Raw genomic sequence first — 26545 nt, 5'->3', positions numbered from 1 at the left:
GCTGCTACCCTCCATTTCATGACCGAAACCACACCCTCAGCTGACAATCCCGCCCCCGCCACCGTCGCCACCGGCATGACCTTCACCGAGTGCCCACGCTGGTACGGGGGCCGCTGGTACTTCGTCGACTTCTACAGCCACCGCGTCCTGTCGATGGAGGCCGACGGGGCTGACCTGCGCACCGAGCTCACCGTCCCCGCCCAACCGTCGGGCCTGGGTTGGCTACCGGACGGGCGCCTGCTCGTCGTGTCCATGAAGGACCGGAAGATCCTGCGCCGCGAGGCCGACGGCACCGTCGTCGAGCATGCCGACCTCAGCGACCTGGCCGCCTACCCGCTCAACGACATGGTCGTCGACGAGGTGGGGCGCGCCTACGTCGGCAACTTCGGCTTCGACCTCATGGCCGGGGAGGATGCTGAGCCCACCCCGCTCATCCTCGTCGACACCGACGGGTCGGCCCGGGCGATCAGCGAGCCACTGTACTTCCCCAACGGGTCCGTCATCACCCCTGACGGTAAGACCCTCATCGTCGACGAGACCTTCGGCAACCGCATCAGCGCCTTCGACATCCTGTCGGACGGTTCGCTGGGCCCGCGCCGCGACTGGGCGGTCTTCGGCCCACTGTCGGAGTCCCGGAACCTCGAGGAGGTCGAGGCGAAGTCGGTCGTCTCCGCAGATGGCTGCGGTCTGGACGCCGACGGCAACCTCTGGGTGGCGGACGCCCTGGGTGGCCCTACCCTGCTCGTCGCCGAGGGCGGCGAGATCCTCCAGAAACTGACCATCGACTCCCCCGTCTTCGCCTGCATGTCCGGTGGGCCGGATGGCAAGGACCTCTTCCTGTGCTGTGCCCCCGACTTCGATGAGGAGCGGCGCTCAGCGACCCCGGAGGCCACGGTCCTCCTCGCCCGGATCACCACTCCCCACGGCGGGCGTCCCTGACTTTCCACTGTTGTCGGCATCTTGAGATCCCAGGATGGTTTTCCGCTGAGAATCCGTCCTCCGGTCCCAAGATGCCGACATCACTGTCCGCCGACTACCGCGTCTGACCCTCCATCCACAGCACGATGTCGAGGACGCGTAGGTCAGACAGCCGACCGATCCGCTCGGCAGCGTGCAGGCCGGGCACGAGATCGCTGCGGGTCAACTGATCCGGCGAACCACTCCGGGCCGCATCCATCGCTGCATCCACCGCCGACTCCCGTAGTGCGGCCAGGTGCGCCGGCAGCCCGAGCGTGGCGTCCTGCAGAACAGTCCGGAGGCTGACGAAGAAGTCCGTGCGCCCCACCCCGTGACCCAGCTGTGCCACGACGACACTGTCGATGACCGGGCACAGGCGGGGCCTCTTGCGGGCCAGCAGTTTGCTCGCCCGGGTCCGGCCGAGGTTCTTGCGACGCACTTCGGCCCACAGCAGGTCGGTGACGGCAAGATCCTCGTCGGTGGCGTCCGCCAGATCCAGGTCGGTCGGCAGCTGCGCGAGGAGCCGCCCGATCTCCACGGCGTCGATGGGGACCGAGGTGGCGTCCTGAAGGCGCGCCTCGCCCCGCTCGATCGCGGATCGTGCCTCCGCGCCCTCCGAGGTCACCGCACCGGTGAGCTGCAGTGCATATGTCCACCGACAGCGTGGAGACCGCCACAATGTCCTCGGCAGTGAACGCGTGGGCCACCTCCGGGCGGTCGCCTCCCCCGCCAAACTCAGTGAACATCGCCCCGGTGTACCCGGGACCGGTGTGCCCGTACAGGTCCGCGAAGTAGGTGACGAGGTGCCGCACCGCATCATCGGTACAGGCAGGATCCAGGATGGCCGGGGCGTCCCACCGGACGTCGTTCCACACGTCAGCACTCATACCGCCAGGTTAGCCGCAGAAAAGCACGCCACCCCCGGATGTCGGTTCCGTCCCTACTCCAACCCCCAGTTCCACCCGGCTGTGGCGGTGCGCAGGTGGGCGTAGGACCGCACGGTCCGCCCGTTGAACGGTGCGGAGGCCGGGGCCGTCCCGGGAACGGTCCAGGTCGGGGGCGCGTCCTCCCCGGAGAGCGTCCACGCCGCCTGACGGGCGGCACCCAGGGCCACGTACTCCGCGGGATCCGGGACCAGAACCTCCACCCCGAAGATCGAAGGGGCGATCGCCCGCACCGCCGCCGACCGGGCACCGCCGCCGATCAGCAGGACACGGCGCACCTTCTCCCCCGTCGCGCCGACGAGTGCCTCCACAGCGTCCTTCATCGAGCAGAGCAGCCCCTCGACCGTCATCCGGGCGAAGTCCTCCCTGGTCGTGGCGGTGGTCAGCCCCTGGATGATGCCGGTGGCGTCCGGTCGGTTCGGCGTCCGCTCCCCGTCGAGGTAGGGCTGCAGAACAAGTCCACCGGCGCCGGGAGCGGCGTCGAGCGCCAGCCGGTCGAATTCCTCCCAGTCCACGCCCAGCAGGCGGCGTCCCAGATCAAGGACGCGGGCCGCATTCAACGTCGCGACCAGCGGCAGGTACTTCCCCGAGGCGTCGGCGAAGCCGGTGACCACGCCGGCGGAATCGTGGACACTGTCCTCAACCACCGCAGACGCCACCCCAGAGGTCCCGATAGAGACACACACGTCCGCAGGGCCGAGCCCCAGACCGAGGGCAGCGCCCTGATTGTCACCCGTTCCCGGCGCGATGACTGTCCCGCGCCGCGCTGCCCCGGCGCACACCGACGCCGCGACGGTGCCCAGCGACTCGTTCGGCGCGGCGAGGTACGGCAGGTCGACGGGATGCCCCAGGGCACTTTCGGCGAGCTCCGGCAGCCACCGGCGCTGACGGGTGCTGTAGTACCCGGTTCCGGACGCCTCCCCGTGATCGGTCGCGGTGACCAGCCCACCGGACAGGAATCGCGTGAGGTAGTCGTGCGGCAGCAGGACCGAGGCGGTGCGGGCGGCATTCTCCGGCTCATGGTCCCGCATCCACCGCAGTTTGGTGGCGGTGATGGAGGCGACGTAGCGACTGCCCGTGAGATCGACGCAGGCCGCAGGCCCACCGAGCTCCTCAATGAGCTCCTCGGCGGCGCGGGCGGACCGGGTGTCGTTCCACAGCAGGGCGTCCCGCACGACCTCGCCTGACTCGTCCAGGGCGACCATGCCGTGCTGCTGGCCGGCGACGGCGACGGCGTCCGCCTTCTCCAGCAGTCCGGCGGTGGCGGTCTCCATGGCGTCGATCCAGGCCCTGGGGTCCACCTCGGTGCCGTCGGGATGGGTGGCGCGCCCCTCACCTACGACCTCGCCGGTGCCGGCGTCGACGAGCAGCGCCTTGCAGGACTGGGTGGAGCTGTCGATTCCCAGGACGAATGACATCAGAGTTCCTTTCCGGTGGTGTCGGTGTCCCCGACGATGTAGACGTTCGCGCCGGACGCCCGCAGCCGTTCCCGGTCGGCCTCGGAGGTGTCCGCGTCGGCGACGATGTGGTCGAAGTCGCTGAGATCGGCGACCTTGAACAGTCCCGGGGCGTCGAACTTCGTCGCGTCGACGAGCAGGACCTTGACCAGGCCCAGCGCCACGAGGGCGCGCTTGGTGTCCGCGGCCTCGACGTCGGGGTGGAACAGGGCGGTGCCGACGGTGGTGGCGCGCAGCGAGGTCGTCGAGACGAAGGTGATGTCGGCGGACAGCTGGCGGAGCTGCTCATTGGTGCCGGCCCCGAGGAAGGAGTCGGTCTCCGGGATGTACTGTCCGCCGCAGGCGATGAGGCGGATACCGGTGACGCCGCTGCGGCGGGTGTGGTTGTACATCGCGGCCAGGGAGTGGGTGATCAGCGCCGAGGGGTGCCGGTCCGGAAGCAGGCCGACGAGCGGTTCGAGGGTTGTCGAGTCGTCGACGGCGACCACGTCGCCCTCCCCGATGAGTTCGGCGGCCCGGGTGCACAGCGCCGTCTTGGTGTCCCGACGCAGTTGGCGGCGCTGGCCGACCGCCAGCTCACTCATCGAGGGGCTGACCGAGCGCGCTCCACCGCGGACCCGCTCCAGCAGATGGTCAGCGGCGAGGGTGTCGAGGTCTCGGTGGACGGTCATCTGGCTGACGTCGAAGTGCCGGGCGAGTTCCTCGACGCGGGCGGTGCCGTGCCGGGTGACGTAGGCGACGATGTTCTCCCGTCGTCGGTCGGGCCCGGCGACGCTGGCGGGTTGTGACATGGGGTACACGCTACCACGGCGCCATGTGATCTGACCTCATCTTTCAACAAAACCATGTGAGTTTGCGTGACTTTTCAACACATACGCGGTACATTTAGCCGCATTGCGCACCAAAAGTTGTGACGTGCGCCCCATACCCTCCCCTGGAGCACAGGAGAACACATGACCTCACCACAGCCCCTCCTCGACCGGCTCGGCATACCCCGCGCCCTCATCTGGGGATTCATCGGCCTCACCCTGTTCATGATCGGCGACGGGGTCGAGACCAACATCCTCGAACCCTTCCTCCGCGACGACCACGGCTTCTCGACCTCCCGGGTCGGCACCCTCGTCACCGTCTACGGCATCGCCGTCGCGATCGCCGCCTTCTTCGCCGCCGCGCTCTCCGACCTCTGGGGTCCACGCCGCGTCATGGCCCTCGGCGCGGTCGTCTGGGTGGTCCTGGAACTCACCTTCCTGCTCGTCGCCCTGACCACCTCGAACGCCCCGCTGATCTTCATCACCTACGGACTCCGCGGCTTCGGCTATCCGCTCTTCGCCTACGGTTTCCTCGTCTGGATCAGTGCCGTGGCCCGCCCCGAGGACCGGGCCACCGGCGTCGGCTGGTTCTATGTCGCCTTCTCCGCCGGCCTGCCGACCCTCGGCGCCCTCGTCGCCACCATCTCGCTCAATGTCATCGACCTGGACTTCTACCAGACCCTCTGGGTCTCCCTGGTCCTCGTCCTGGTCGGCTCCACCATCGTCTTCGTCGGCGTCCGCGAACCCCGTGGACGCCGTCCACTGGTCGACAACCCCGAGGAGGTCAGCGCGACGCTCTCACGTGGCGTCCGCCTGCTGGTCACCGACTCCCGCTTCCGCTATGTCACCGCGATCCGCACCATCAACTCGGTGCCGACCTACGCCATGGCGGTCTTCTTCCCCGCCTACTTCACCGACGATCTCGGCTGGCGACTCGGATGGTTCCTCATCCTCACCACGGTGATCTACGCGGTGAACCTCCCCTTCAACCCGCTGTTCGGACGCATCGGTGACCGCTACGGCTGGGCGCGCACCATGTTCTGGTGCGGCGCGGTGCTCTGCGCCGTCGCACTCGGGCTGGTCTACTTCACTCCGCTCGTCGGCCAGGCGCTCGGGCTGCCCGATCCGGTGACCTACGGCATCACCCTCGCCTTCGGCGCCGTCTTCGGTATCGGACTGGCCGGGTATGTCCCACTGTCCGCCATCGCCATCTCCCTGGATCCCGAGCACCCGGGTGCCGCGATGGCGACCTACAACCTCGGCGTCGGCGCGGCGGTGGCCGTCGGCCCCCTGCTCGTCGCTGTCTTCCTGCCACTCGTCGGCCCCACCGGACTCACCGTCATCATGATCGGCCTCTACTTCGTGTCCGCCTGGATGTCGACCCGTCTCAAGGGCACCCAGCCCGGCTTCGACGGCGCCCCCGTCCGCGTCGCCCACGCATCCGAATCCACCTCCGCATCCGAACCCTCATCCGCACCCGACAAGGAGAACATCCAGTGAGCACCCCGACCACCTCCACCCTCCCCCACCTCGGCACCGCGACCCTGGACGCCGTCGCCGCGACCGGGGCGGCCGTCGCCGGTTACGACCGGGCCGCCGTCACCCCCGGCATCGTCCACATCGGTGTCGGTGGATTCCACCGGGCCCACCAGGCGATGTACCTCGACCGACTGATGAACCAAGGCCAGGCACTGGACTGGGGCATCGTCGGCCTGGGCGTCATGCCCTCCGATGTCCGCATGCGCGATGCCCTCGCCGGCCAGGACCACCTCTACACCCTGACCACCAAAGCGCCGGACGGCATCGAGGACGCCCGGGTCATCGGCAGCATCATCGACTACGTCTTCGCTCCGGACGACCCGGCCGCCGCCGTCAACCTGCTCGCTGACCCGCAGATCCGCATCGTCAGCCTCACCGTCACCGAGGGCGGATACAACATCGACCACGTCACCGGCGAGTTCCTCCACACCTCCGAGCACATCGCCCACGACCGGGCCGAACTGCAGGCCGGACGCCACAGTGACCTGCGGACCTTCTTCGGGCTCGTCACCGCCGCCCTGGCCGTACGCCGCGCCGCAGGGATCCCGCCGTTCACCGTCATGAGCTGCGACAACATCCAGGGAAACGGCGAGGTCGCCCACCGTACCTTCCTCGCCTTCGCGGCGTCCGTCGACGAGGAGCTCGCCACCTGGGTCGAGGGCAACGTCGCTTTCCCCAACTCCATGGTCGACCGGATCACCCCGGAGACCACCGACGCCGACCGCGCCGACGTCGCCGGACACGGGTACACGGATGCCTGGCCTGTAGTGTCCGAGGACTTCACCCAGTGGGTGCTGGAGGACCGTTTCACCGTGGGGCGCCCCTCCTATGAGAAGGTCGGGGTCGAGGTCGTTGAGGACGTCGTCCCCTACGAACTGATGAAGCTCCGGCTGCTCAACGCCTCCCACCAGGGTCTCTGCTACTTCGGTCACCTCGCCGGGCACCGGATGGTCCACGACGTGATGGCGGATCCCCGGTTCGCCCGGTTCCTGCTGGCGTACATGGAGAATGAGGCGACTCCCACACTGCGTCCGCTGCCCGGGGTGGACCTGGACGCCTACCGGCATACCCTCATCTCCCGGTTCGGCAATGTCGCGGTGAAGGACACGGTCGCGCGGCTGTGCGCCGAGAGCTCCGACCGGATCCCGAAGTGGCTGCTGCCGGTGGTCCGGGAGAACCTCGCCGCAGGACGCCCCGTCGACCTCTCCGCGGCGATCGTCGCCTCCTGGGCGCGCTATGCCGAGGGCACCGACGAGCAGGGCGCGCCGATCACGGTGGTCGACCGGATAGCCGACCGGCTCATGGCGTCCGCGTCCCACAACCACGAGGATGCACTGGCTTTCCTGCGCGACCGTGAGGTCTTCGGTGATCTGGTGGATTCCCCCGACTTCACTGCGGCGTACACCCGGACACTGGCATCGCTGCACACCGACGGAGCGGAGGCGACGCTGGACATGCTGCTGGAGGGCTAGACAGTGAGGAAGTGCACAGTGTTCATCCTTGTGTGGCCGGCGGCCCCGGTAGTACGTTCAGGAACGGTCACTACCCGAAAGTGAAGGAAGCGTTCCCTTATCCAATGCTTTCCGATCTTCCCCATGAGCGTTCTGTCCATGCCCTCCCCACACTGAAGACCCACGAAGGATCTCCGCGCTTCTCCCCTCCCTCGCCCGCTCGACCAGTCCGCTACGCTCCCCCCGCACCGGCCTCACCGCCGTCGTCGTCGCCGCCAGCCTCGTCATCGCCGGCTGTTCCTCCGACGACGACAGCGACTCCAGCTCCAACACCTCTGCCGGCACTGATTCCAGCGCCGATGCCTCCGAGGTCACCATCAGCCACGTCTACGGCGAAGACACCTACCCCACCAACCCGGAGACCGTCGTCGCCATCGGCACCGCCGTCGACAACCTCCTCGCCCTCGGCATCACCCCGGACGCCATCGTCGAGCGCCCCGACGACAAGGACGCCGCCTGGAAGAACGACCAGCTCGAAGACGTCGAGCGTATCCCACTGTCGGACCAGAACGTCCCGCTGGAGGAGATCGCCGCGCTCGAACCCGACCTCATCGTCGGCGACCTCTACCGCATTCCCGAGGAGGCGTACGACGCACTGAAGGACGTCTCCCCGGTCCTGCCCGGTATCGACCAGACCGCAGACTGGGAACCGCAGCTGCAGGCGCTCGGCAAGATCTACCAGAAGGAGGACAAGGCGCAGCAGGTCATCGATGACGATGAGCAGGCTTTCGCCGATGCCCGTGAAGAGCTCTCCGGACTCGAGGGCAAGACCGCCCTGACCGTCCAGGACCGTGGTGGCCAGTTCGGCGTCATCGCCGACCCGGACAATATCGCCAACAGCTTCTACTCCCGGCTCGGCATGACGCTGCCCGAGGCCTTCACCGACGGAACCCTGCAGGTCGAGAACGACCGTGTGATGATCTCCTACGAGCGGGTCGATGACCTCTCCGCCGACTTCATGGGCATGTACGCCACCGAGGGCATGGACAAGATCCGCGCGATCGCCGGCTACGACAAGCTGCCCCAGGTCGAGTCCGGTGCCGTCGTCGAGGACGACAAATCGGTCATGGCCGCGCTGAACATCCCCTCCTCGCTGTCCAACGCCTGGCTGCTGGACACCATCAAGGACCAGCTGAAGATCGCGGCGGAGGCCTGAGCCCCCGGCCTCTTCCTGGTTACTGGACGAGGCGTCCTTCCTGGTCGAACTGGTAGGTGCGCGCACCGGAGAGAATCATGATGAACTCGACGAAGGCCCAGATCGCCACGGCGGTGGCGAGAATCCCGCCGGCGATGACCAGGACGACACCGAGGCCGATGAGACCGTCGTTGTCGTCGTAGCTGTAGTAGCCGTAGCCGGAGGACGTGGAGATCCAGTCACCGTCGGAGTCCGCACCGTTGACGATGCAGACACAACCGATGATGACGCCGATCCAGGCCACCACGGTCATGACCAGCTGCGCGACGGCCTTACCGGTCTTTCCGAAGTAGAAGTTGTGGGCACCGATGCTGCCGAGGAAGAAAGCCAGCAGTGCGCCGACGATCTTCGTCTTCGGGGAGACCGGCACATTCGGCGGGAAGCCGGGCGTCGGGTAGCCCTGGGCGGGGTATGCGCCACCCGGGTAGCCCGGCTGCGCGTAGCCGGGGGCGGCGTAGGCGTTCTGCTGGTAGCCGGGCTGCTGCGGGTAACCCTGCTGCGGATATCCCTGCTGCTGGTAGCCGGGCTGCTGCGGGTAACCGCCGGAGTACCCGGGCTGCTGGTCAGCCTGGAAGTCCCCCTCGTTCTGGACCTTCTCGAACTCGTCGGAGAAGGGCGACTGCGGGAACTGCTCGTCGTCTCGGTTGGTCGACGATCCTGGATCAGTCACGGGGGCTCCTCTGTCGTTACGTGGGGTCGCGCGGGTGCACGGTGGCGGGACATCTGCGATGTGCCGCCTCATCGTAACGGATGGCCCCACCCCTCCGGGGCCGGATGTCCTAACGCAGGACAAGACCCTTGTCGTCGGTGGCGTAACCGGCCGATCCGGTGAGGATGAGGATGAATTCGACGAAGGCCCAGATGCCGATCGCGGGGAACAGGACGTAGGCGGTCCCGAAGAGCATGATCATGCCCATGGCGAACAGTGCTTCATTGCCCTCGTCGTAGTAGTAGGAGGACCCGGTGTCGTAGTTCACGGCGAGGATGATGCCGACGACGATGAAGATCCAGCCGAGAATCGACAGCAGCAGCTGGGCCAGGGCCTTGCCGTTCCTGCGGAGGTAGAAGTTGTGTCCGCCGGCCCAGCCGAGGAAGAACGCAAGCACCGCGGCGGTGGTCTTCGATTTCTCCGAGAATCCGGGGTGCCCAGGGTACATGCCGTAGGCAGGTGCCGCGCCGTACGGGGAGTACTGGGTGTACGGGGCATAAGGGGCATTCGGGACGTAGGGCGGGTAGCCGGCGGGGACGCCCTGTGGCGGGTACTGGCCGTAGGCGGGCTGCGCAGGGTACTGACCGTACTGCGGGTACTGACCGTACTGGCCCGCCGGGTCATACTGGCCCGTCTGACCACTCTCGTCGGCCGGCCGACCGTCACTGCTGTTCCAGGTGCCCGGATCGGTCACGCGGTTCCTCCTCTGCTCCGGCACCGACTGATGAGGGACGGTCGGCGCGATTGACCTGTAGCTTAGCGTCCCCCGGGGAATAGATGGGGAACAGCTACGGAACAGAAGAGAGGGCCGGGAAACCCGGCCCTCTCTCCGCATTCGTCAACCCCCTACCAAGGAATCATCCGAAAGGAGCCACCCGACCTCACGAGCCAGGCACTCACGGAACAGTCTACACACATGTCCTCCTCAGTGCAGAACGTGATTTAACACAGTTATTCCCACATACTTATTCATGAGGGAAGACGTGGCGTCACCCCCGCCTATCCCCCGCCCGCTCCCCGGAATACCCCCACTGCCAGGGAGCTGACAGAATTTCCATGTTTTTAACAGATGCATCTCCCTCACCGGGTGAACGCCCTATACGCTGACTGCTCATGGACACACTCAACGACTGGCTCGGCGATGCCGACACCTTTGTCTGGGGCCCCTGGTTCCTCATCCCACTACTGCTCGGAACCGGCCTCATCCTCACCATCAGGCTCCGGGGCGTGCAGTTCCGCAAGCTCTTCCCCGCCCTGCGGCTCGGCCTCCTCGACCGCAACGACGACGACGGCGAAGGTGACATCTCCCAGTACCAGGCTCTGACCACCGCCCTGGCCGCCACCGTCGGCGTCGGCAATATCGTCGGTGTCGCCACCGCCATCTCCATCGGTGGCCCCGGCGCCCTGTTCTGGATGTGGATCACCGGCCTGCTCGGCATGGCGTCCAAGTACTCCGAGGCGTTCCTCGGTGTGCGGTACCGCATCGCGGACGCCAAGGGCAACATGTCCGGTGGACCGCAGCGCTACCTCGAGCGCGGCATCAAGGGCCCCCTCGGCAAGTTCCTCGCCTGGTTCTTCGCCATCGCCGCCGTCGTCGCGTCCTTCGGTATCGGCAACATGACCCAGGCCAACGCGGTCTCCGCGAACCTGGAGGAGTCCTTCAACATCGACCCGACGGTCTCCGGCATCATCATGTTCATCTTCATCGGTGCCGTCCTGCTCGGTGGCATCCAGTCCATCGGTAAGGTCACCTCGGCTTTCGTCCCGCTGATGATCGTCATCTACATCATCGGCGGCATCGTGGTGCTGTGCATCAACGCCGGTGAGATCCCCCACGCCTTCGGTCTGATCTTCTCCGACGCCTTCTCCGGTACCGCCGCCGCAGGTGGTTTCGTCGGCTCCGGCATCCTCCTGGCGCTCCAGATGGGTGTCGCCCGCGGTATCTTCTCCAACGAGTCCGGCATGGGTTCCGCCGCTGTCGCCGCCGCGGCCGCGAAGACCACCCACCCGGTCCGCCAGGGCCTGGTCTCCATGACCCAGACCTTCATCGACACCATCATCGTCGTCTCCTTCACCGGTCTGGTCATCATCAGCTCCGGCGTCTGGGACCAGGGCGAGGACCGTGCCGGCCTGATGACCTCCGACGCCTTCAAGGAGGCCCTCCCCGGCGACTGGGGTGGCCACATCGTGACCATCTCCATCGTCTTCTTCGCCTTCTCCACCATCCTCGGCTGGTCCTACTACGGTGAGCGCAACGCCCAGCGCATCTTCGGTTCCCACGCCACGATCCCCTACCGCGCGATCTTCACCTGCGTGGTTGTCGTGGGTGCCACCATGGAGCTCGACATGGCCTGGACCTTCTCCGACCTCGCCAACGGTCTCATGGCGCTGCCGAACCTCATCGGCCTGCTCATCCTCTCCGGACTCATCGCCCGGGAGACCAAGGCCTACCTGGACTTCGACCCGGAGCTCAGGGCGTCCGCCAAGGACGTCGAGAAGTTCCTCGTCGACTCCAGGTCCACCTGGTCGATGACCAGCGCCGCAGACAACCAGTCCATGCGCTGACCCGCAGAGACTGACATCAGCAACTGACGAGGCGGTGACCGGGATTCCCGGTCACCGCCTCTCGTCGACCGGGGTGCGCAATACGGTCAGTGCGGTGGCCAGCCCGGCATAGTTCGTCACCAGCATCACCAGCGCCACGCACTCCCGGTCACTGAGGAAGGACGCCAGCCGCTCCCACGCCGGGTCGGAGACATCCCCGAACTGGACGATCTCGTCGGCGACGTCGAGCATCGCACCGCGCCGGCCGTGGAACCCGTGACGTCCCGGCTCCCAACCCTCGTCGACCCTGGTCGCCGCGGCGATGTCCCCGTCGATCAGCCCCGCCTTCTTCCCCAGTGCGGAGTGGTGGTCCATCTCGTAGTCACCACCGGAGTTCCCCTTCAGGGCGGCGACCCGCAGGATCACCAGCTCCGACTCCGCCCGGCCGAGCGCCCCGAAGGGCATCATCGTCGCCGAGTACACCAACCACGGCGGCAGCATACGTCGCACCCGGCCGATCGTGGCGAACACTCCGAGGGTCTTCTTCCCCTGGACCCTCGCCCCGATCCGCTCGACGGCGTAATTCAGTGGTCCGAGATCACGCAGCCCCGGCCGCTTCTCCCCTGGACGTCGTGGCACACCTGGTGAAACAGTCATGCCCCGACGCTACCGGAGACTTACTTCTTCGTCTGGTCTTTCTCACCCTCGCGCAGGGTCAGCACGTCCACGCCGTCCTCGGTGACGACCATGGTGTGCTCCCACTGGGCGGTCCACCGGTGGTCGGTGTTCTGCACGGTCCAGTCGTCGTCCCAGATGGTGTAGTCCAGCGACCCGAGGTTGAACATCGGCTCGATGGTCAGCGTCATCCCCGGCTCCAGGACCGTGTTGTACGCCTCCTCGTCGTGGTGGACGACGATCAGACCGTTGTGGAAGGTCGGACCTACACCGTGGCCGGTGAAGTCGCGGACCACGTTGTAGCCGAAGCGCTTGGCGTAGGCCTCGATGACGCGGCCGATGATGTTGACCTCGCGGCCCGGCTTCACGGCCTTGATGCCCCGCCACATGGCGGTGTAGGTGCGGTCGACGAGCAGCTGGTGCTCCTCGGAGACGTCACCGGCGGTGAACATCGCGGAGGTGTCGCCGTGCACACCGTTCTTGTAGGCGGTGATGTCGATGTTGACGATGTCGCCGTCCTCGATGACCGTCGAGTCCGGGATGCCGTGGCAGACGATCTCGTTGAGGCTGGTGCACACGGACTTCGTGAAGTGCCGGTAGCCCAGGGTGGAGGGGTAGGCACCGTGGTCGCACATGTACTCGTGGGCGATCCGGTCGATCTCGTCGGTGGTCACCCCGGGGGCGACGGCGGCGCCGGCGGCGGACAGGGCGTCCGCGGCGATCTTCGAGGACTCGCGCATCGCCTCGACGACCTCTGGGGTCTGCACCCACGGCTCACCGACGTTCTCCTGCACCTCGTCCTTCCAGGCGTACTCGGGCCGCTCGATGCTCGAGGGAACGGTACGGATCGGGGTCTGGACGCCGGGGGTCAGTGGTGCTCTAGTCATGAGCACCGAGCCTACTCGCCGTCGAGTTCGGCGAAGAACTGCCGGGTCACCTCGACCGAATGCTCGGATCCACCGCCGCCGACGATGAGTGTGGCGAACGCCAGGTCGTCCCGGTAGCCGGTGAACCAGGCATGGGAACCACCGTTGAACTCGGCCTCACCGGTCTTGGCGTAGATCTCGCCGGCCCCGGAGATCGCCGAGCCGGAACCGCTGGTCACCACGGCACGCATCATGGACCGCAGGTTGTCCAGCACCACCGGGTCAAGGGGTTCACCGGGCGTGGCGTCCTTCCCGTCGGCGTCCTTCGTCGCACCGGTGTCGGTCTGCAGGAGTGTGGGCACCGGCGTCCTGCCGTTCGCGGCGGTGGCCGAGACCAGCGCCATACCGAAGGGGCTGGCCAGGTCGAGGCCCTGGCCGTAACCGGCCTCGGTGCGGTCCAGGGGTGTCTCCCCCTCGGGCACGGAGCCGGTGATCGTGGTCAGCCCGGGGATCTCGTAGTCGCGCCCCAGACCGAAGCCCTCAGCGGTCTCCTTGAGCTTCCCCTCGGGCAGGTTCGTCGAGATCTCCGCGAAGGTGGTGTTGCAGGACTGCGCGAAGGCGTTGGACAGTGTGGTGTCGCCCAGCGAGAAGCTGTTGTAGTTGGTCACGGTGCGGCCGTAGAGGTTCAGCGTCGACGGGCAGCCGACGATCGTCCCCTGGTCGAGGTGCTGCTCCCCCACTCCGGCGGACGCGGTGATGATCTTGAACGTCGAGCCCGGCGGGTACTGGCCGCTGAGCGCAAGGTCACCCTCCTTGTCCGCCTCCGGGGTCTGCGCGACGGCGAGGATCTCGCCGGTGGACGGACGCATCACCACCATCATCGCCTTGTCCGCGGCGCGGGTGTCCACCGCGTGCTGCGCGGCGTTCTGCACCTTCTTCGACAAACTGACCTTCACCGCGGACGCCGGGGCCGCCGCCGAAGAGTCGACCGTGCCGACCGCGGCGCCACCGGACGTGGCCTTGACGATCTCCCAGCCGTCGTCGCCCTGCAGGTCATCGCCGACGAGCTGGGAGACACGCGACATGATGTCCGGTGCGAAACCCGGATCAGGACGCACCATCGCCGGTTCGTCGTTGAACTCCACGCCGTCGACCTGGCCGAGAATGTCCCGGACCTGTGTGCCCACCGGGTCGCCGAGCACGGCGACGGAGTAGACGCCACCTTCAGCCCGGGCGTCTTTCGCGACCTCATCGGGGTTGATGGTCGGCACCGAGTCATCGCGGGAGTGCGCCGACTCCAGGGCGGCGTTGATCTTGCGCATGGTGGTCTGCAGGTCGGTGAGGCTGTCGTATCTGTCGGTGTCCACCTTGATCCGCCACTGCAGACCCGGGGTGAGCAGCACCGAGCCGTCGGACCCGACGACATCGGCGGTCGTCGCCTCGACCTTGCGCAGTTCCAGGTGCTGGCCGTTGCCGAGATCGGGGTGCAGGACCGAGGGCACCCAGCGCACCGACCAGTCGTCGCCGGTCTTCGTGGCGGTGAGAGTGGCGTCGTAGGAGAAGTCACGCTCGCCCGGCAGGTTCCAGTCCAGGGTGTAGGACGCGGTGGCGACTTCACCGTCGGTGCTGACATCGTGCAGGGAGGCGTCCAGCCCCTCGGCCTGGAGGCCGTTCCAGGTGGCGTCGATGTCGGACGCGGCGTTCGATGAGGCGTCCGTGTCCCCGGAGGCACCGTCGACGTCGCGGTCCTCGAGGGCGTCGAGGAAATCACCGACGATGTCGTCGGCGCCGTCGGGACGCGGGGTGCAGGACGCCAGGCTCACCGCCAGCCCCAGAGAGACGACGGTGGCGGTGACCGTGGTCGTCAGGGCGCGGGCCCGCCGACGGTGACGGCGGGGAGAGCGTGTGGGGCGCATGCTCACCGAGATTACCAACGGGAAGCCGTGACCTCGGGATACCGCGCCGGTGAATCAGGCGTGGGGCGTCAGAACAACTGCACCGGGTTGATCACGTCGGCGACGATGACCGTGAGCCCGAAGACGAGGAGGATCGCGGCGACCGCGTAGGTCACCGGGAGCAGGCGGGTGTAGTCCGCCGGACCACCGGGGGCCAGACCGCGGCGACGACGGAACCAGTCACGGATCTTCTCGTAGACCACGACGATCGCGTGCCCGCCGTCCATCGGGGGCAGCGGCACGAGGTTGAACGCGGCGAGGAAGAAGTTGAGGTTCGCCAGCAGCAGCAGGAAGGCCATCCACTGGTCGTGCTGGACCAGTTCACCACCGGCGCGGGACGCCCCGACGACGCTCACCGGCGAATCATCGGCACGGTCGGCGCCGAAGATGGACTCCACCACCGGCCAGTAGCGTGACGGCAGGTCGACGAGCGCCTTGGCGGTCTCAGTGAGGATGTAGCCGGAGTAGTGCACGCTGCCGGGGATCGCGGAAAGGGCGTTGTAGCCCACCAGTTCCGCGTTCGGGTTGTCGATGCGCATGCCGATGGCACCGGTGAGCACAGCATCGCCGGACTGCGTCTGGCGCTCCACGACCTCCACCTGAAGGTCAAGGCTGACTTCCTGACCGTTGCGGTCGACGGTGGCCGGGACCGTGACACGGTCACCGGCGACGGCACCTGCGTCGGCGGCGTCGGACCCGACCGTGTCGAGCTCGTCGACCATCGCCGGGAAGTCGTCGACATCGACACCGTTGACGGAGGTGACCTCGTCACCGGTCTTCAGCCCGGAGTCCGCGGCCGGGCCCGCGCCCTCGCAGCGTCCGTGGCCGTCGTCGGCCTTGGCGTCGTCGATGGTGGTCGGGGTGCACATGGTCTCCGCGACGACTGCAGGGGCCGGATCAGTGGAGGTCTGCGGCAGGCCCCAGGTCACGGCGACGCCGAAGATGATCGCCATGGCCAGCACGATGTTCACCGCGATGCCGGCGAGCATCACGAGGATGCGCTGCCAGCCCGGCCGGTCGACCATGAGATAGGGTTTCTCGTCCTCGGTGTACGGGTCGAGGGCGGTCATGCCGGCGATGTCGCAGAACCCGCCGAAGGGCACGGCCTTGAAGCCGTACTCGGTGTGGCCCTTCTTCTTCGACCACAGCGTCGGGCCGAAACCGATGAAGTACCGGCGCACCCGCATACCGAAGCTGCGGGCGGCGACCATGTGCCCGGCCTCGTGCAGCGCGATGGACACGGCGATCCCCACCGCGAAGAGGAGGACGCCTATCGCGTAAGCCACGAAGCCATCCTCTCGTGTGCGGCGGCGCGGGCGGCACGCTCGGCCTCGAGCACATCGTCGAGGTCACGGGGCCGGGTGGTGAAGCGCGAGCAGTCGTCGAGGACGGCGGCGACCGTGTCGACGATCCGGGGGAAGCTCAGCGTCCCGGCGAGGAACTCGACGGCGGCCTCCTCATTGGCGGCGTTGTAGACGGCGGGCATGCAGCCCCCGGCCGAGACGGCGTCGCGGGCGAGCCGGACGGCGGGGAACACGGCGTCATCGAGCGGTTCGAAAGTCCAGGTGGACGCCTCGGCGAAGCTCAGCGGTGTCTTCGCACCGGGCACGCGGCCCGGCCAGCCCAGAGCCAGGGAGATCGGCAGACGCATCGACGGGGTGGACGCCTGGGCGATGGTCGCGCCGTCGGTGAAGGTGACCATGGAGTGCACGGTCATCTCGGGGTGCACCGTGACCTCGATATTCTCCGCGGGCACGTCGAACAGCAGGGACGCCTCGATGACCTCGAGCCCCTTGTTCACCATCGTCGCGTTGTTGAGCGACTTCATCTGTCCCATCGACCACGTGGGATGGCACTTGGCGTCCAGCGGGGTGACCGGTTCCAGCTGCTCGCGGGTCCATCCGCGGAACGGCCCACCGGAGCCGGTGAGGACCAGGGACGCGACCTCCTCGCGGGTACCGGCACGCAGGCACTGGGCGATGGCGGAGTGCTCGGAGTCCACCGGCACGAGCTGGCCTTCCGAGGCGGTGTCCAGCACCAGATCGCCGCCGGCGACGAGGGACTCCTTGTTCGCCAGGGCCAGGCGGGCGTCCCCCTGGAGCGTGGCGAGGGTGGCGTCGAGGCCGAGCGAACCGACGAGTGCATTGAGGACGACATCACAGCCGTACTCCCCCGCCTCCTCGACGAGTGTCCGTGGCGAGTGGGTGCCACGGATGACGTGACCGTCGAGTTCACGGTCGAGCATGTCGGCGGCGACATCACTGGCCACCGCGACATGGGAGGGGTCGAGGCCGAAGCTCCGGACCTGCTCGAGGAGAAGCTCTGGACGGGAGCCCTGGGCGGACACGCCGACGAGTTCGAACTGGTCGGGGTTCTCCGCGATGATGTCCAGGGCCTGGGTGCCGATCGATCCGGTGCTGCCGAGCACCACTACACGCGTTTTCACCCGGACCATTGTTCCACGGCAGGCTGCCTGGAACCTGTGAAGGGTGCGCGTTGCCCTGTCTTTGCACGGTCTTCCCCCGTGCTTCCCCCGTGCTTCCCCCGGGGTGCCCCCGAAAGATCGGGTGGTGTTCGTCCCCGGGTCCGTCGTGTGTAACAATAGGGGCACTAAATCTGGCAGGTGACTACTGCCACGTACTTCAGGAGGATCTCGAAGTGGCTGACCACGGCACCAAGGTCGAAGTGTACAAGGGCGTTTCCACGGTGGATGAGCCGTCCGCCGCGTGGGGCTGGCACCAGTTCCCGCGGAAGACGACGATCATCGTCGGTTACGTCGCCGGAATCTGCATGTTCGGATTTCTCTTTGGTAACCACCACGGCAAGGTCGAGGACATCTACATCGTCGTGATCGGCCTCGCGATCCTCCTCGGCGTGACGCTCTACGCCCGCCGCTCCTCCCCGAGCTGGAAGCCGCGTGAGGCCCGCAAGACGCTGACCTCCCACAATAAGCCGGTCGGCCACGTCGAGCCGGTCTGGACCGAGGACCAGGCCAACCTCACCGGTCGCTACGCCGACCTCACCACCGCCGAGCTGCGCTCCTGGAACCTCCCCGGCGTCGGCGTCGACGGTGTCGAAGAGGTCCAGACCCCGCCGCACGGTCTGGCCCACCACAAGTAAGCCACGGGTCGTCCGGTTCCCGGACACCTGCCCACCCCGCCCGCCGCACTCCGCAGCCGGCGGGGTTTTTCGTGTATCGGATGCTGTCCCGGTCCCCCAGATGCCGAATATCGCACCTGCCGATCACTTACCTCAGGTAAGTGCCCTGGTCACTCAGAGAGCGAACCGGTGGCAGGTGCGATATTCGACAGTGCGTGCCTGGCCGGCTGCTACCGCTCCTCCGCAGCGAGCTGGCCACAAGCCGCGGCGATCTCCTGGCCACGGGTGTCACGCACGGTGCAGGCGACGCCCTGCTCGTTGACGCGGCGGACGAACTCCTCCTGCACCGGCTTCGGCGAGGCGTCCCACTCCGAACCCGGGGTCGGGTTCAGCGGGATGAGGTTGACATGGACCTGGTTGCCCAGCTTCTTCTTCAGCCGCTTGCCCAGCAGGTCAGCACGCCACGGGTGGTCGTTGACCTCCTTGATGAGCGCGTACTCGATCGAGACACGGCGACCGGACTTCTCCGCGTAGTAGGCGGCGGCGTCGAGGACCTCCTCGATGGACCACCGGTTGTTGACCGGGACGAGGGTGTCGCGCAGTTCATCGTCCGGGCAGTGCAGGCTGACGGCGAGGCGCATGTGCATGTCCTCGTCGGCCAGCTTCCGGATCGCCGGGGCCAGGCCCACGGTGGAGACGGTGATGTTGCGCTGGGAGATGCCGAAGCCCTCCGGCGACGGCGAGGTGATCCGCTTGATGGCGGCGACGACGCGCTTGTAGTTGGCCAGTGGCTCGCCCATGCCCATGAAGACGATGTTCGACAGGCGGCCTTCGCCACCTTCGACGTCGCCGTCGCGCATGGCCCTGGCCGCGGCGCGGACCTGCTCGACAATCTCCCCGGTGGACAGGTTGCGGTCCAGTCCGCCCTGGCCGGTGGCGCAGAACGGACAGGCCATACCGCAGCCGGCCTGGGAGGAGATGCACAGCGTCGCCCGGTCGGGGTAACGCATGAGGACGGACTCGAGCAGCGTCGAGTCATGCAGCTTCCAGAGGGTCTTGCGGGTCTGTCCCTCGTCACAGGAGATGTGACGCACCGGATCCATCAACGTGGGGAACAGGGTGTCCTTGACCGTGGACCGGAGGTTCTCCGGCAGATCGGTCATCGCCATGGGGTCACCTTCGAGGCGGCCGTAGTACTGGCGGGCGATCTGGTTGGCGCGGAAACCGGGCAGGCCGGCGTCCTTGACAGCGGCCTTGACCTCGTCGTCGGTGAGGTCGGCCAGGTGGGTCGGGGGCATGCCGCGGGTCGGGGCGCGGAACTGCAGTTGTACGGGTTCAGCCATGATTGGCCCATTATTGCACCTCATCACGGGTTCGGGCACATCGTGAGATGTGCCGCACACAGCGCACCACGAAGGACGCCTATGATGGGGCGCCATGACGAACAAGGACCAGGAGCTGCCCGAGGGCCGGCCCACCGACGCTGACTTCACCGACTCCACTGTCTCCCCCGACTCCCCCGATGCCCCGGACGGCACGGAGCCGCAGGACACCACAGTTTCCTCCGAGGCGGAGATTCCGGAGACCACGGACACCGACAACACCGGCGACGCCACGGCGGTGCGGCCCGGCCATGACGTGTCCCGCACGATCGCAGGTTCGACGTGGGTCGCGCTCATCATCGGCGCGGTGGTGCTGGTGCTGCTGCTGGTGTTCATCCTGCAGAACGGTGACAGTGCCGAGCTCAACGTCTTCTTCTGGACCTGGAACTTCCCGATCGGCGTGGGGATGCTCATCGCCGCGGTCGGCGGTGCACTGGTGGCGGCGAGTATCGGCACCATCCGGATCTTCCAGCTGCGACGCCAAGTCAGAAAGGGAAACTGACCCCCTCCCCGGAGTCTTCCGCTGCACCCCCACCCCGGGCGTCAGGAGATGGCGTTGAGCATGACCCAGGTCAGCATCGCGGCGGGCAGCATGCCGTCGATGCGGTCCATCATTCCGCCGTGACCGGGGATCATCGCGGACATGTCCTTGATGTCCAGATCGCGCTTGAACTGGGACTCCACCAGGTCGCCGAGGATCGCACACAGGGACAGTCCGGCTCCGAAGCCGAGACCCAGCAGGTAGTGCACCGGGTCGTCGTACTTCAGCAGAGTGACCATGACGACCATGCCGACGACAGCGGCGAAGACGACGGAGCCGGCGAAGCCTTCCCAGGACTTCTTCGGGCTGATCGCCGGTGCCATGGGGTGGCTGCCGAAGAACACGCCCGAGGCGTAACCGCCCACATCGGAGGCGACCACGCAGAGCATGAACGAGACGATGAAGGCCCAGCCGGAGACCTCATCGCTCGAGATCAGCGACAGCATCGCCCCGAAACCGCCGCACAGCGGGATCCAGCAGAGGACGAAGACGGAGATGCCGGCGTCCCGCAGCCAGTTCTCGGGTTTCACCGTCCGACCGTGGTGGAACAACCGGGCAACGACCGTCACCAGCACTGAGACGCCGAAAGCGGAGAGCAGACCGGTTGCGCCGAAGGGCCAGGACAGCCAGATCATCGCCTGGCCGCACAGCAGCAGGACGGGGAACTGGATGTCGTAGCCGTTCTCACCGAGGCGCCTGGTGACCTCCCAGGTCGCCAGGCCCATGGCCACCGCAATGAGCGGGTACCAGGCGTAGGGGATCACCAGACAGGCGATCACCAGTGCACCGAGGCCGACGCCGACGCCGATGGCGACGGGCAGGGACCGTCCGGCGGAGTTCTTCGGCTGCGGAAGGCGGATCCGTCCGGAATCAGGATGGGAGTCCACTAGACCTCCATCAGCTCCTTTTCCTTGGACGATACGACCTCGTCCACCTGGGCGACGTAACCCTGGGTGATCTTGTCGAGTTCCTTCTCGGCGGCCTGGACCTCGTCCTCTCCGGCGTCGCCGTCTTTCTGGATCTTCTTCAGGGAGTCCATGCCCTTGCGCCGGATGTTGCGGATGGAGATCTTGGCGTCCTCCCCCTTGCCGCGGGCGACCTTCACAAGGTCCTTACGACGCTCCTCGGTGAGCTGCGGGATGGTGACGCGCAGCACCTGGCCGTCATTGGTGGGGTTGACGCCGAGGTCGGAGTTGCGGATCGCATTCTCGATCTCCTGCATGACGGACATCTCGTAGGGCTTGATGATGAGCATCCGCGGCTCCGGGACGCTGATCGTGGCCATCTGGGTGATCGGGGTACGCATGCCGTAGTACTCGGCGAAGACGCCGTTGAACATGGCCGGGTTGGCCCGACCGGTACGGATGGTGGTCAGATCCTCCCGCACATGGTCCACGGAACGGCTCATGTGGTCTTCGGCGTCGAGCAGGGTGTCGTCAATCATGGGATGGTCCTCGTCCTCGGTAAGAATTTCTACGGTGAATGTACCAGGTTGCCGGGTGTCCCCCGGCCCGGAGTGTGTGCTCAGCCCTGTGCGGAGGGGGTGGAGACAAGCGTGCCGATCGGCTCACCGGCGACGGCGCGGGCGATATTGCCCTCGGACAGCAGGTTGAAGACGAGCATCGGCATCTCATTGTCCATGCAGAGGCTGAAGGAGGTGGCGTCGGCGACCTTGAGGCCGCGCTCAATGACCTCGCTGTGGGTGATCGCGGTGAAGAGCTCGGCCTCCGGGTTGGTGCGGGGGTCGTCGGAGTAGACGCCGTCGACGGCCTTGGCCATGAGGAGGACCTCGCAGCCGATCTCCAGGGCGCGCTGGGCGGCGGTGGTGTCGGTGGAGAAGTACGGCAGGCCCATGCCTGCACCGAAGATGACGACGCGGCCCTTCTCCAGGTGACGCACGGCGCGCAGCGGCAGGTAGGGCTCGGCGACCTGTGCCATGTTGATGGAGGTTTGGACACGGGTGTCGATGCCCTGTTTCTCGAGGAAGTCCTGGAGCGCGAGGCAGTTCATCACGGTGCCCAGCATGCCCATGTAGTCGGACCGGGCGCGGTCCATGCCCCGCTGCTGGAGCTCGGCGCCACGGAAGAAGTTGCCGCCGCCGATGACCACGGCGATCTCGACTCCCGTGCGGGCGACCTCGGCGATCTGACGGGCCACATTCTCCACGACATCCGGGTCGACGCCCACGTTTCCGCCGCCGAACATCTCGCCCCCGAGCTTGAGCATGACCCGCTTGAAGCCGGGTCGTCGGTCGGAATTCTCGCTGGCAGTCACCGTGGGGTCTCCTTGGGGATCGAGGTCAGGATCGTGGGTAGGGCACATAGTCCGGTCGCCCATTCTAGCCTGCCGCCGGTCCCTCCGTGCGACCGCCACCACCGTTTCTCGGCTTCCCGCACTGCGCCCCCACCGCCTCCCCACCGCGCCGCCACCTCTCGTCCCCACCCCGCGCCCACCGCATCCCTACCCCGTGCCCACCGCATACGACAACACCCGCCGTCCCCCGGGGTTCCGGGAGGCGGCGGGTGTGGCGGAGAGCCGTCAGCGACTACTGCTGGCCGACCTCGAAGCGGACGAACCCGGTGAGGGTCACGCCGGCCTCGTCGAGGACCTGCTTGACGGTCTTCTTGGACTCCGTGACGGAGGGCTGGTCCAGAAGGCAGACATCCTTGTAGAAGCCCTTGAGGCGGCCTTCCACGATGTTCGGGATGATCTTCTCCGGCTTGCCCTCTTCGCGGGCGGTGGCGGCGGCGATCTCGCGCTCCTTGTCCTTGACCTCGTCCGGGATCTCGGCGTCGGTCAGGTACTGGGCCTTGAGCGCGGCGACCTGCATGGCGGCACCCTTGGCGGCAGCCTCGTCGTCACCGGTGTAGGCGACGAGCACACCGACGGCCGGCGGTAGGTCAGCGGAACGGTGGTGCAGGTAGACGGCGACCTTGTCACCCTCGAGGGTGACGGCGCGACGCAGCTGCAGCTTCTCACCGATCTTGGCGGAGAGCTCGTCGAGAGCCTCCTGGGCGGTCTTGCCGTCGACGGTGGCGGCGGCAAGCTCCTCAGCGGAGTTGGCCTTGGCCTCGGCGGCGGCCTCGGCGACACGGTTCGCGAAAGCGATGAACTCCTCGGTCTTCGCGACGAAGTCGGTCTCCGAGTTGATCTCGATCATGGTGGCGCCGGAAACGGCGATCAGGCCCTCGGCGGCGGTGCGCTCGGCGCGCTTTCCGACGTCCTTGGCACCCTTGATGCGCAGGATCTCGACGGCCTTCTCGAAGTCGCCCTCGGCCTCGTCCAGGGCCTTCTTGCAGGCCATCATGCCGGAGCCGGTGAGCTCGCGGAGCTTCTTGACATCAGCAGCGGTGTAGTTCGCCATGTGCGGCGATCCTCCTTGTACGTGGTTGGAAGGTCGGGGTGACTGGTTCTTCTCCCCGACCGGTACTACCGGGTGGGGGTACTACTCGGCGGAGGGGGTGGCCTCTTCGGCCTTGACCTCAGCCTCGGCGATCTCGGCGGCCTTCTCGGTCTGGGCCTGCTCGGCCTCGACGACGATTTCGGCGACCTCGGCGTCACCGGCGGTCTCCTTGGCGGCGGCAGCCTGACGCTCGGCGCGGACCTTGCGGCCCTCCTCGACAGCGGAGGAGATGACGGAGGTCAGCAGGTTGGTGGCGCGGATGGCGTCATCGTTGCCCGGGATCGGGAAGTCGACGACGTCGGGGTCGCAGTTGGTGTCCAGGATGGCGACGACCGGGATGTTGAGCTTCTTGGCCTCGGCGACCGCGATGTGCTCCTTGTTGGTGTCGACGATCCACAGAGCGGAGGGGACCTTGGACATTTCGGCGATGCCGCCCAGGACGCGCTCGAGCTTGTTGCGCTCGCGGGTCAGCATGAGGATTTCCTTCTTGGTGCGACCGGCGTAGCCGTCCTCGGCGGAGTCCATGGCCTGGAGCTCCTTGAGACGGTGCAGACGCTTGGCGACCGTCTGGAAGTTGGTGAGCATGCCGCCGAGCCAACGGTGGTTGACGTAGGGCATGCCGACGCGTTCGGCCTCGGAGGCGATGCCTTCCTGGGCCTGCTTCTTGGTGCCGACGTAGAGGATGTTTCCGCCGTGGGCGACGGTCTCCTTGACGAACTCGTAGGCCTCGTCGATGAAGGTCAGCGTCTGCTGGAGGTCGATGATGTAGATGCCGTTACGGTCGGTGAAGATGAAACGACGCATCTTCGGGTTCCAACGACGGGTCTGGTGACCGAAGTGGACGCCGGCGTCCAGCAGTTCGCGCATGGTGACAACAGCCATGATGTGTCAGGGGAGTTCGCTGCCGTGGGCACTGAGACAGTGCCTGGCGCCTCTCCCCTTCCTCGCTTTCAAAAGTTAGGGGTGACGGTTTTCTCGGCCGGGTACGCCGCGTCCTCGTGACGTGGTCGTACATCGGCTGACCTGGCAGGTATCCCGGATTGTCCCCGCCCAGTAAACCCTCCTTGAAGCAGGAGAGCACCGTTGACGGACGGGCCTTGTTCGGATCACGCTGAACCTGCGCGATGTCAGTACACCTGGACCTGTGTCCGTGAATGGTGCGGTACCTGCACGTACCGGCCTCTGCGTGTGAGGTGACGATCCGTGCGACAGTGCCGCCGACCACCGGCCGGGCATACTGCAGGGTGCGACATTACCTGGCTTTCCCCGATTAACCAAGTTCCCGTGGCCACCCTGTGGACAGCGCTGTGCGGGTTATCCACATTTCGCGGACCCCCTGGTGACAGGGCATTGGGGCCGCGACGATGGACGGATGACAACGACGACAGCCAACACAGTCACCACCGTACCGCGGTTCGCCGCCGCACTTCTCGCCACTGCACTGTCCGCGGGCCTCACCACGGTGCCGACCGCCGCCGCTCCAGAATCTCCCCCGGGGACCCCGCCGGGGTCTGCACCGGTCGGCAACCACCTGCGTCCGGTTCCCGGCACGGTCCTGGCGCCGGCGGACATCCCCGACCAGAACTGGTTGCCCGGTCACCGCGGGGTGGATCTGGACGCCGCGTCCGGCGCAGCGGTGCGGGCCAGTGCCGCGGGCACGGTGCGCTTCGCCGGAGTGGTCGCGGGGACGCCGACAGTGTCCGTCGACCACGGAGGAGGGCTCCGTAGCACCTATGAGCCGGTGCTCGCGCAGGTACGGGTCGGTGAGCAGGTGGGCCGGGGCCAGTTCCTCGGTGAGCTGGCCGACCACGCCTCGCTGCCCGGGACCGCCCGGCGCGATCCCGGCCTGCACTGGGGTGCGGTGCTCGGCCCACCGGCAGAGGACGCCGAGCGCTACATCGACCCGATGACGCTGCTGGGTCCGGTACAGGTCAGGCTGTGGCGCTGAACTGGCGCTGATCCCCGCTCAGTCCTGTGAGCCGGACCGGGGATGTGCCCTCTTGTAGACCGCACGCAGCCGTTCGGTGCCGACGTGGGTGTAGATCTGTGTGGTGTTCATCGAGGTGTGTCCGAGCAGCTGCTGGACCACGCGCAGGTCCGCCCCTCCGTCGAGGACGGCGGTGGCGGCGGAGTGACGCAGCCCGTGCGGGGCGATCTCGGGGACGCCGGCCCCACCGGTGGCCCGGTGGACGACGGTCCGGACCTGCCGGACGTCGATGCGTCCTCCCCTGGCCCCGAGAAAGAGCGCCGGTTGCGCCGCCCGTGTCACCCCGGATGCCGGCAGCATCCCGGCACGCACCGCCAACCATTCACGCAGTGCGGCCTCCACGGTCGGACCGAAGGGGACGACGCGGGTCTTGTCACCTTTACCCACCACGCGCAGACTGCGTGATCCGGGATCCCCGTTGCCGCCAAGGTCCTCGACGTCGGCGCCGGCGAGTTCGGAGACACGGATACCTGTGGCGTAGAGGACCTCCAGCATCACCCAGTCCCGGATGTCCTTCGGGGTCGGGCCCGGATCACCCTCGGACGGTTCGCGGTGGGCGTGTGCCCTGGCCTGTTCGAGGACGCCGCCGACCTGGTCCTCCCGCAGGACCCTCGGCAGAGTGCGCGAGGTCTTCGGGGTATGCAGTCCGGCGGCAGGGTTCACCTGCAGGACGCCGGTGTGGACGAGCCAGGAGCCGAACCCACGGAGACTGGAGGCGATACGGGCGAGGGTGGCTTTCGCGTCCCCGTTCTCCACGGCCCAGTCCAGGACGTCACGGCAGTGGTCGAGGGTGAAGCCGTCGAGGGTCCTGACCCCCTCGAAGGCGGCGCGCAGGTCGGCCCCGTAGGCGCGGACCGTGTTGGCCGAGCGTCCCTTGACCAGGTCGAGGTACTCCAGGTAGCCGTCGATGGCTCCGGCCATGTCGGTACACTCACTGGAACTCATGTGATCAGAGTAGACCACTGGGACCAG

25 protein-coding genes and 1 pseudogene are annotated in these 26545 nt (G+C 67.2%); 8 read left to right on the top strand and 18 right to left on the bottom strand.

The features are described 5' to 3' along the window. Positions 1-18 precede the first annotated feature (18 nt). On the top strand, positions 19-939 hold the full coding sequence (locus CVA01_RS09405; RefSeq protein ID WP_141330284.1) for an SMP-30/gluconolactonase/LRE family protein: 921 nt from the start codon (positions 19-21) through the stop codon (positions 937-939). A gap of 94 nt (positions 940-1033) precedes the next feature. Here CVA01_RS09405 and CVA01_RS09400 read toward each other — a convergent pair whose 3' ends face one another. The 4 genes and pseudogenes from CVA01_RS09400 to CVA01_RS09390 form a co-directional block, all read right to left on the bottom strand. Further along, positions 1034-1582: a DUF6308 family protein gene (locus CVA01_RS09400; protein ID WP_280528071.1), complete on the bottom strand. Its 549-nt coding sequence runs from the start codon at positions 1580-1582 to the stop codon at positions 1034-1036. A 79-nt stretch (positions 1583-1661) separates the two neighbouring features. Further along, a pseudogene (locus CVA01_RS15475) lies at positions 1662-1844 on the bottom strand (DUF6308 family protein); the annotation flags it as partial. Between the two features lie 53 nt (positions 1845-1897). Beyond that, entirely contained in the window at positions 1898-3319 is a 1422-nt protein-coding gene (gene xylB, locus CVA01_RS09395) for a xylulokinase (RefSeq protein WP_141330282.1), read from the bottom strand. Then, complete coding sequence (locus tag CVA01_RS09390; protein ID WP_141330280.1) at positions 3319-4149, bottom strand: DeoR/GlpR family DNA-binding transcription regulator; 831 nt, start codon at positions 4147-4149, stop codon at positions 3319-3321. The genes xylB and CVA01_RS09390 overlap by 1 nt, the downstream gene beginning before the upstream one ends. 162 nt (positions 4150-4311) lie before the next feature. Here CVA01_RS09390 and CVA01_RS09385 point away from each other — a divergent pair, with 162 nt between their 5' ends. The 3 genes from CVA01_RS09385 to CVA01_RS09375 all read left to right on the top strand — a co-directional run bounded on the left by CVA01_RS09385 (position 4312) and on the right by CVA01_RS09375 (position 8373). After that, positions 4312-5667 carry an RbtT/DalT/CsbX family MFS transporter gene (locus CVA01_RS09385; protein WP_141330278.1) on the top strand — a complete coding sequence of 452 codons (1356 nt, stop codon included), beginning with the start codon at positions 4312-4314 and terminating at the stop codon, positions 5665-5667. A 44-nt stretch (positions 5668-5711) separates the two neighbouring features. Continuing rightward, on the top strand, positions 5712-7178 hold the full coding sequence (locus CVA01_RS09380; protein ID WP_170209748.1) for a mannitol dehydrogenase family protein: 1467 nt from the start codon (positions 5712-5714) through the stop codon (positions 7176-7178). 169 nt (positions 7179-7347) lie between these two features. Then, positions 7348-8373, top strand: coding sequence for an ABC transporter substrate-binding protein (locus CVA01_RS09375; RefSeq protein WP_141330274.1), 1026 nt, complete (start codon positions 7348-7350; stop codon positions 8371-8373). 19 nt (positions 8374-8392) lie between these two features. On the opposite strand, the gene CVA01_RS09370 is transcribed toward CVA01_RS09375, so the two are convergent. Together CVA01_RS09370 and CVA01_RS09365 are read right to left on the bottom strand one after the other, a co-directional pair. Further along, positions 8393-9082: a TM2 domain-containing protein gene (locus CVA01_RS09370; protein WP_141330272.1), complete on the bottom strand. Its 690-nt coding sequence runs from the start codon at positions 9080-9082 to the stop codon at positions 8393-8395. Between the two features lie 109 nt (positions 9083-9191). Next, positions 9192-9815 (bottom strand): TM2 domain-containing protein, encoded by a 624-nt coding sequence (locus CVA01_RS09365; RefSeq protein WP_170209744.1) that lies wholly within the window; start codon positions 9813-9815, stop codon positions 9192-9194. A gap of 419 nt (positions 9816-10234) precedes the next feature. Here CVA01_RS09365 and CVA01_RS09360 point away from each other — a divergent pair, with 419 nt between their 5' ends. After that, positions 10235-11686, top strand: a complete 1452-nt coding sequence (locus CVA01_RS09360; RefSeq protein ID WP_141330268.1) for an alanine/glycine:cation symporter family protein — start codon at positions 10235-10237, stop codon at positions 11684-11686. A gap of 51 nt (positions 11687-11737) precedes the next feature. On the opposite strand, the gene CVA01_RS09355 is transcribed toward CVA01_RS09360, so the two are convergent. The 5 genes from CVA01_RS09355 to dxr all read right to left on the bottom strand — a co-directional run bounded on the left by CVA01_RS09355 (position 11738) and on the right by dxr (position 17616). Beyond that, the gene (locus CVA01_RS09355) at positions 11738-12322 is read right to left on the bottom strand and encodes a carboxymuconolactone decarboxylase family protein (protein WP_073884529.1); all 585 of its coding nucleotides are present in this window, start codon (positions 12320-12322) and stop codon (positions 11738-11740) included. Between the two features lie 20 nt (positions 12323-12342). Continuing rightward, entirely contained in the window at positions 12343-13227 is an 885-nt protein-coding gene (gene map / locus CVA01_RS09350) for a type I methionyl aminopeptidase (RefSeq protein ID WP_073884528.1), read from the bottom strand. A gap of 11 nt (positions 13228-13238) precedes the next feature. Then, positions 13239-15122 (bottom strand): penicillin-binding transpeptidase domain-containing protein, encoded by a 1884-nt coding sequence (locus tag CVA01_RS09345; protein ID WP_141330266.1) that lies wholly within the window; start codon positions 15120-15122, stop codon positions 13239-13241. A 68-nt stretch (positions 15123-15190) separates the two neighbouring features. Continuing rightward, positions 15191-16447 (bottom strand): M50 family metallopeptidase, encoded by a 1257-nt coding sequence (locus CVA01_RS09340; protein ID WP_141330264.1) that lies wholly within the window; start codon positions 16445-16447, stop codon positions 15191-15193. Then, positions 16432-17616, bottom strand: a complete 1185-nt coding sequence (gene dxr / locus CVA01_RS09335) for a 1-deoxy-D-xylulose-5-phosphate reductoisomerase (protein ID WP_141330262.1) — start codon at positions 17614-17616, stop codon at positions 16432-16434. Before dxr ends, CVA01_RS09340 begins: the two co-directional genes overlap by 16 nt. Positions 17617-17819: 203 nt before the next feature. Between dxr and CVA01_RS09330 the strand changes: the two genes are divergently transcribed. Next, positions 17820-18281, top strand: coding sequence for a DUF2631 domain-containing protein (locus CVA01_RS09330; protein WP_141330260.1), 462 nt, complete (start codon positions 17820-17822; stop codon positions 18279-18281). A gap of 209 nt (positions 18282-18490) precedes the next feature. Here the strand turns inward: CVA01_RS09330 and rlmN are convergent, their stop codons facing one another. Next, the gene (gene rlmN / locus CVA01_RS09325) at positions 18491-19603 is read right to left on the bottom strand and encodes a dual-specificity RNA methyltransferase RlmN (RefSeq protein WP_141330258.1); all 1113 of its coding nucleotides are present in this window, start codon (positions 19601-19603) and stop codon (positions 18491-18493) included. Between the two features lie 94 nt (positions 19604-19697). On the opposite strand from rlmN, the gene CVA01_RS09320 reads away from it, so the two are divergent. Next, complete coding sequence (locus tag CVA01_RS09320; protein ID WP_014010215.1) at positions 19698-20144, top strand: LapA family protein; 447 nt, start codon at positions 19698-19700, stop codon at positions 20142-20144. A 41-nt stretch (positions 20145-20185) separates the two neighbouring features. Here the strand turns inward: CVA01_RS09320 and CVA01_RS09315 are convergent, their stop codons facing one another. The 5 genes from CVA01_RS09315 to rpsB all read right to left on the bottom strand — a co-directional run bounded on the left by CVA01_RS09315 (position 20186) and on the right by rpsB (position 24468). After that, entirely contained in the window at positions 20186-21070 is an 885-nt protein-coding gene (locus CVA01_RS09315; RefSeq protein ID WP_141330256.1) for a phosphatidate cytidylyltransferase, read from the bottom strand. Beyond that, on the bottom strand, positions 21070-21627 hold the full coding sequence (gene frr / locus CVA01_RS09310; protein WP_141330254.1) for a ribosome recycling factor: 558 nt from the start codon (positions 21625-21627) through the stop codon (positions 21070-21072). Before frr ends, CVA01_RS09315 begins: the two co-directional genes overlap by 1 nt. Before the next feature lie 80 nt (positions 21628-21707). Continuing rightward, positions 21708-22409, bottom strand: coding sequence for a UMP kinase (pyrH, locus tag CVA01_RS09305; RefSeq protein ID WP_218024571.1), 702 nt, complete (start codon positions 22407-22409; stop codon positions 21708-21710). Positions 22410-22728: 319 nt separating this feature from the next. Next, the gene (gene tsf / locus CVA01_RS09300; protein WP_141330252.1) at positions 22729-23547 is read right to left on the bottom strand and encodes a translation elongation factor Ts; all 819 of its coding nucleotides are present in this window, start codon (positions 23545-23547) and stop codon (positions 22729-22731) included. An 81-nt stretch (positions 23548-23628) separates the two neighbouring features. After that, a complete protein-coding gene (gene rpsB / locus CVA01_RS09295; protein WP_141330250.1) occupies positions 23629-24468 on the bottom strand; it encodes a 30S ribosomal protein S2 in 840 nt (279 codons plus the stop codon). Between the two features lie 490 nt (positions 24469-24958). On the opposite strand from rpsB, the gene CVA01_RS09290 reads away from it, so the two are divergent. Then, positions 24959-25534, top strand: coding sequence for a murein hydrolase activator EnvC family protein (locus CVA01_RS09290; RefSeq protein WP_141330248.1), 576 nt, complete (start codon positions 24959-24961; stop codon positions 25532-25534). 18 nt (positions 25535-25552) lie between these two features. On the opposite strand, the gene CVA01_RS09285 is transcribed toward CVA01_RS09290, so the two are convergent. Beyond that, positions 25553-26494 carry a tyrosine recombinase XerC gene (locus tag CVA01_RS09285; RefSeq protein ID WP_174775628.1) on the bottom strand — a complete coding sequence of 314 codons (942 nt, stop codon included), beginning with the start codon at positions 26492-26494 and terminating at the stop codon, positions 25553-25555. Positions 26495-26545 lie beyond the last annotated feature (51 nt).

The sequence above is a fragment of the Corynebacterium variabile genome (assembly GCF_006539825.1).
In the GTDB taxonomy this organism is placed as follows: Bacteria; Actinomycetota; Actinomycetes; order Mycobacteriales; family Mycobacteriaceae; genus Corynebacterium; species Corynebacterium variabile.
This window is presented reverse-complemented; position numbering and strand designations above follow the sequence as displayed.

Coding starts and splice junctions, on each gene's coding strand:
- CVA01_RS09405 (WP_141330284.1), top strand. CDS start 19: ATGACCGAAACCACACCCTCAGCTGACAATCCCGCCCCCGCCACCGTC.
- xylB (WP_141330282.1), bottom strand. CDS start 3,319: ATGTCATTCGTCCTGGGAATCGACAGCTCCACCCAGTCCTGCAAGGCG.
- CVA01_RS09390 (WP_141330280.1), bottom strand. CDS start 4,149: ATGTCACAACCCGCCAGCGTCGCCGGGCCCGACCGACGACGGGAGAAC.
- CVA01_RS09385 (WP_141330278.1), top strand. CDS start 4,312: ATGACCTCACCACAGCCCCTCCTCGACCGGCTCGGCATACCCCGCGCC.
- CVA01_RS09360 (WP_141330268.1), top strand. CDS start 10,235: ATGGACACACTCAACGACTGGCTCGGCGATGCCGACACCTTTGTCTGG.
- CVA01_RS09355 (WP_073884529.1), bottom strand. CDS start 12,322: ATGACTGTTTCACCAGGTGTGCCACGACGTCCAGGGGAGAAGCGGCCG.
- map (WP_073884528.1), bottom strand. CDS start 13,227: ATGACTAGAGCACCACTGACCCCCGGCGTCCAGACCCCGATCCGTACC.
- CVA01_RS09345 (WP_141330266.1), bottom strand. CDS start 15,122: ATGCGCCCCACACGCTCTCCCCGCCGTCACCGTCGGCGGGCCCGCGCC.
- dxr (WP_141330262.1), bottom strand. CDS start 17,616: ATGGTCCGGGTGAAAACGCGTGTAGTGGTGCTCGGCAGCACCGGATCG.
- rlmN (WP_141330258.1), bottom strand. CDS start 19,603: ATGGCTGAACCCGTACAACTGCAGTTCCGCGCCCCGACCCGCGGCATG.
- CVA01_RS09320 (WP_014010215.1), top strand. CDS start 19,698: ATGACGAACAAGGACCAGGAGCTGCCCGAGGGCCGGCCCACCGACGCT.
- frr (WP_141330254.1), bottom strand. CDS start 21,627: ATGATTGACGACACCCTGCTCGACGCCGAAGACCACATGAGCCGTTCC.
- pyrH (WP_218024571.1), bottom strand. CDS start 22,409: ATGCTCAAGCTCGGGGGCGAGATGTTCGGCGGCGGAAACGTGGGCGTC.
- tsf (WP_141330252.1), bottom strand. CDS start 23,547: ATGGCGAACTACACCGCTGCTGATGTCAAGAAGCTCCGCGAGCTCACC.
- rpsB (WP_141330250.1), bottom strand. CDS start 24,468: ATGGCTGTTGTCACCATGCGCGAACTGCTGGACGCCGGCGTCCACTTC.
- CVA01_RS09290 (WP_141330248.1), top strand. CDS start 24,959: ATGACAACGACGACAGCCAACACAGTCACCACCGTACCGCGGTTCGCC.
- CVA01_RS09285 (WP_174775628.1), bottom strand. CDS start 26,494: ATGGCCGGAGCCATCGACGGCTACCTGGAGTACCTCGACCTGGTCAAG.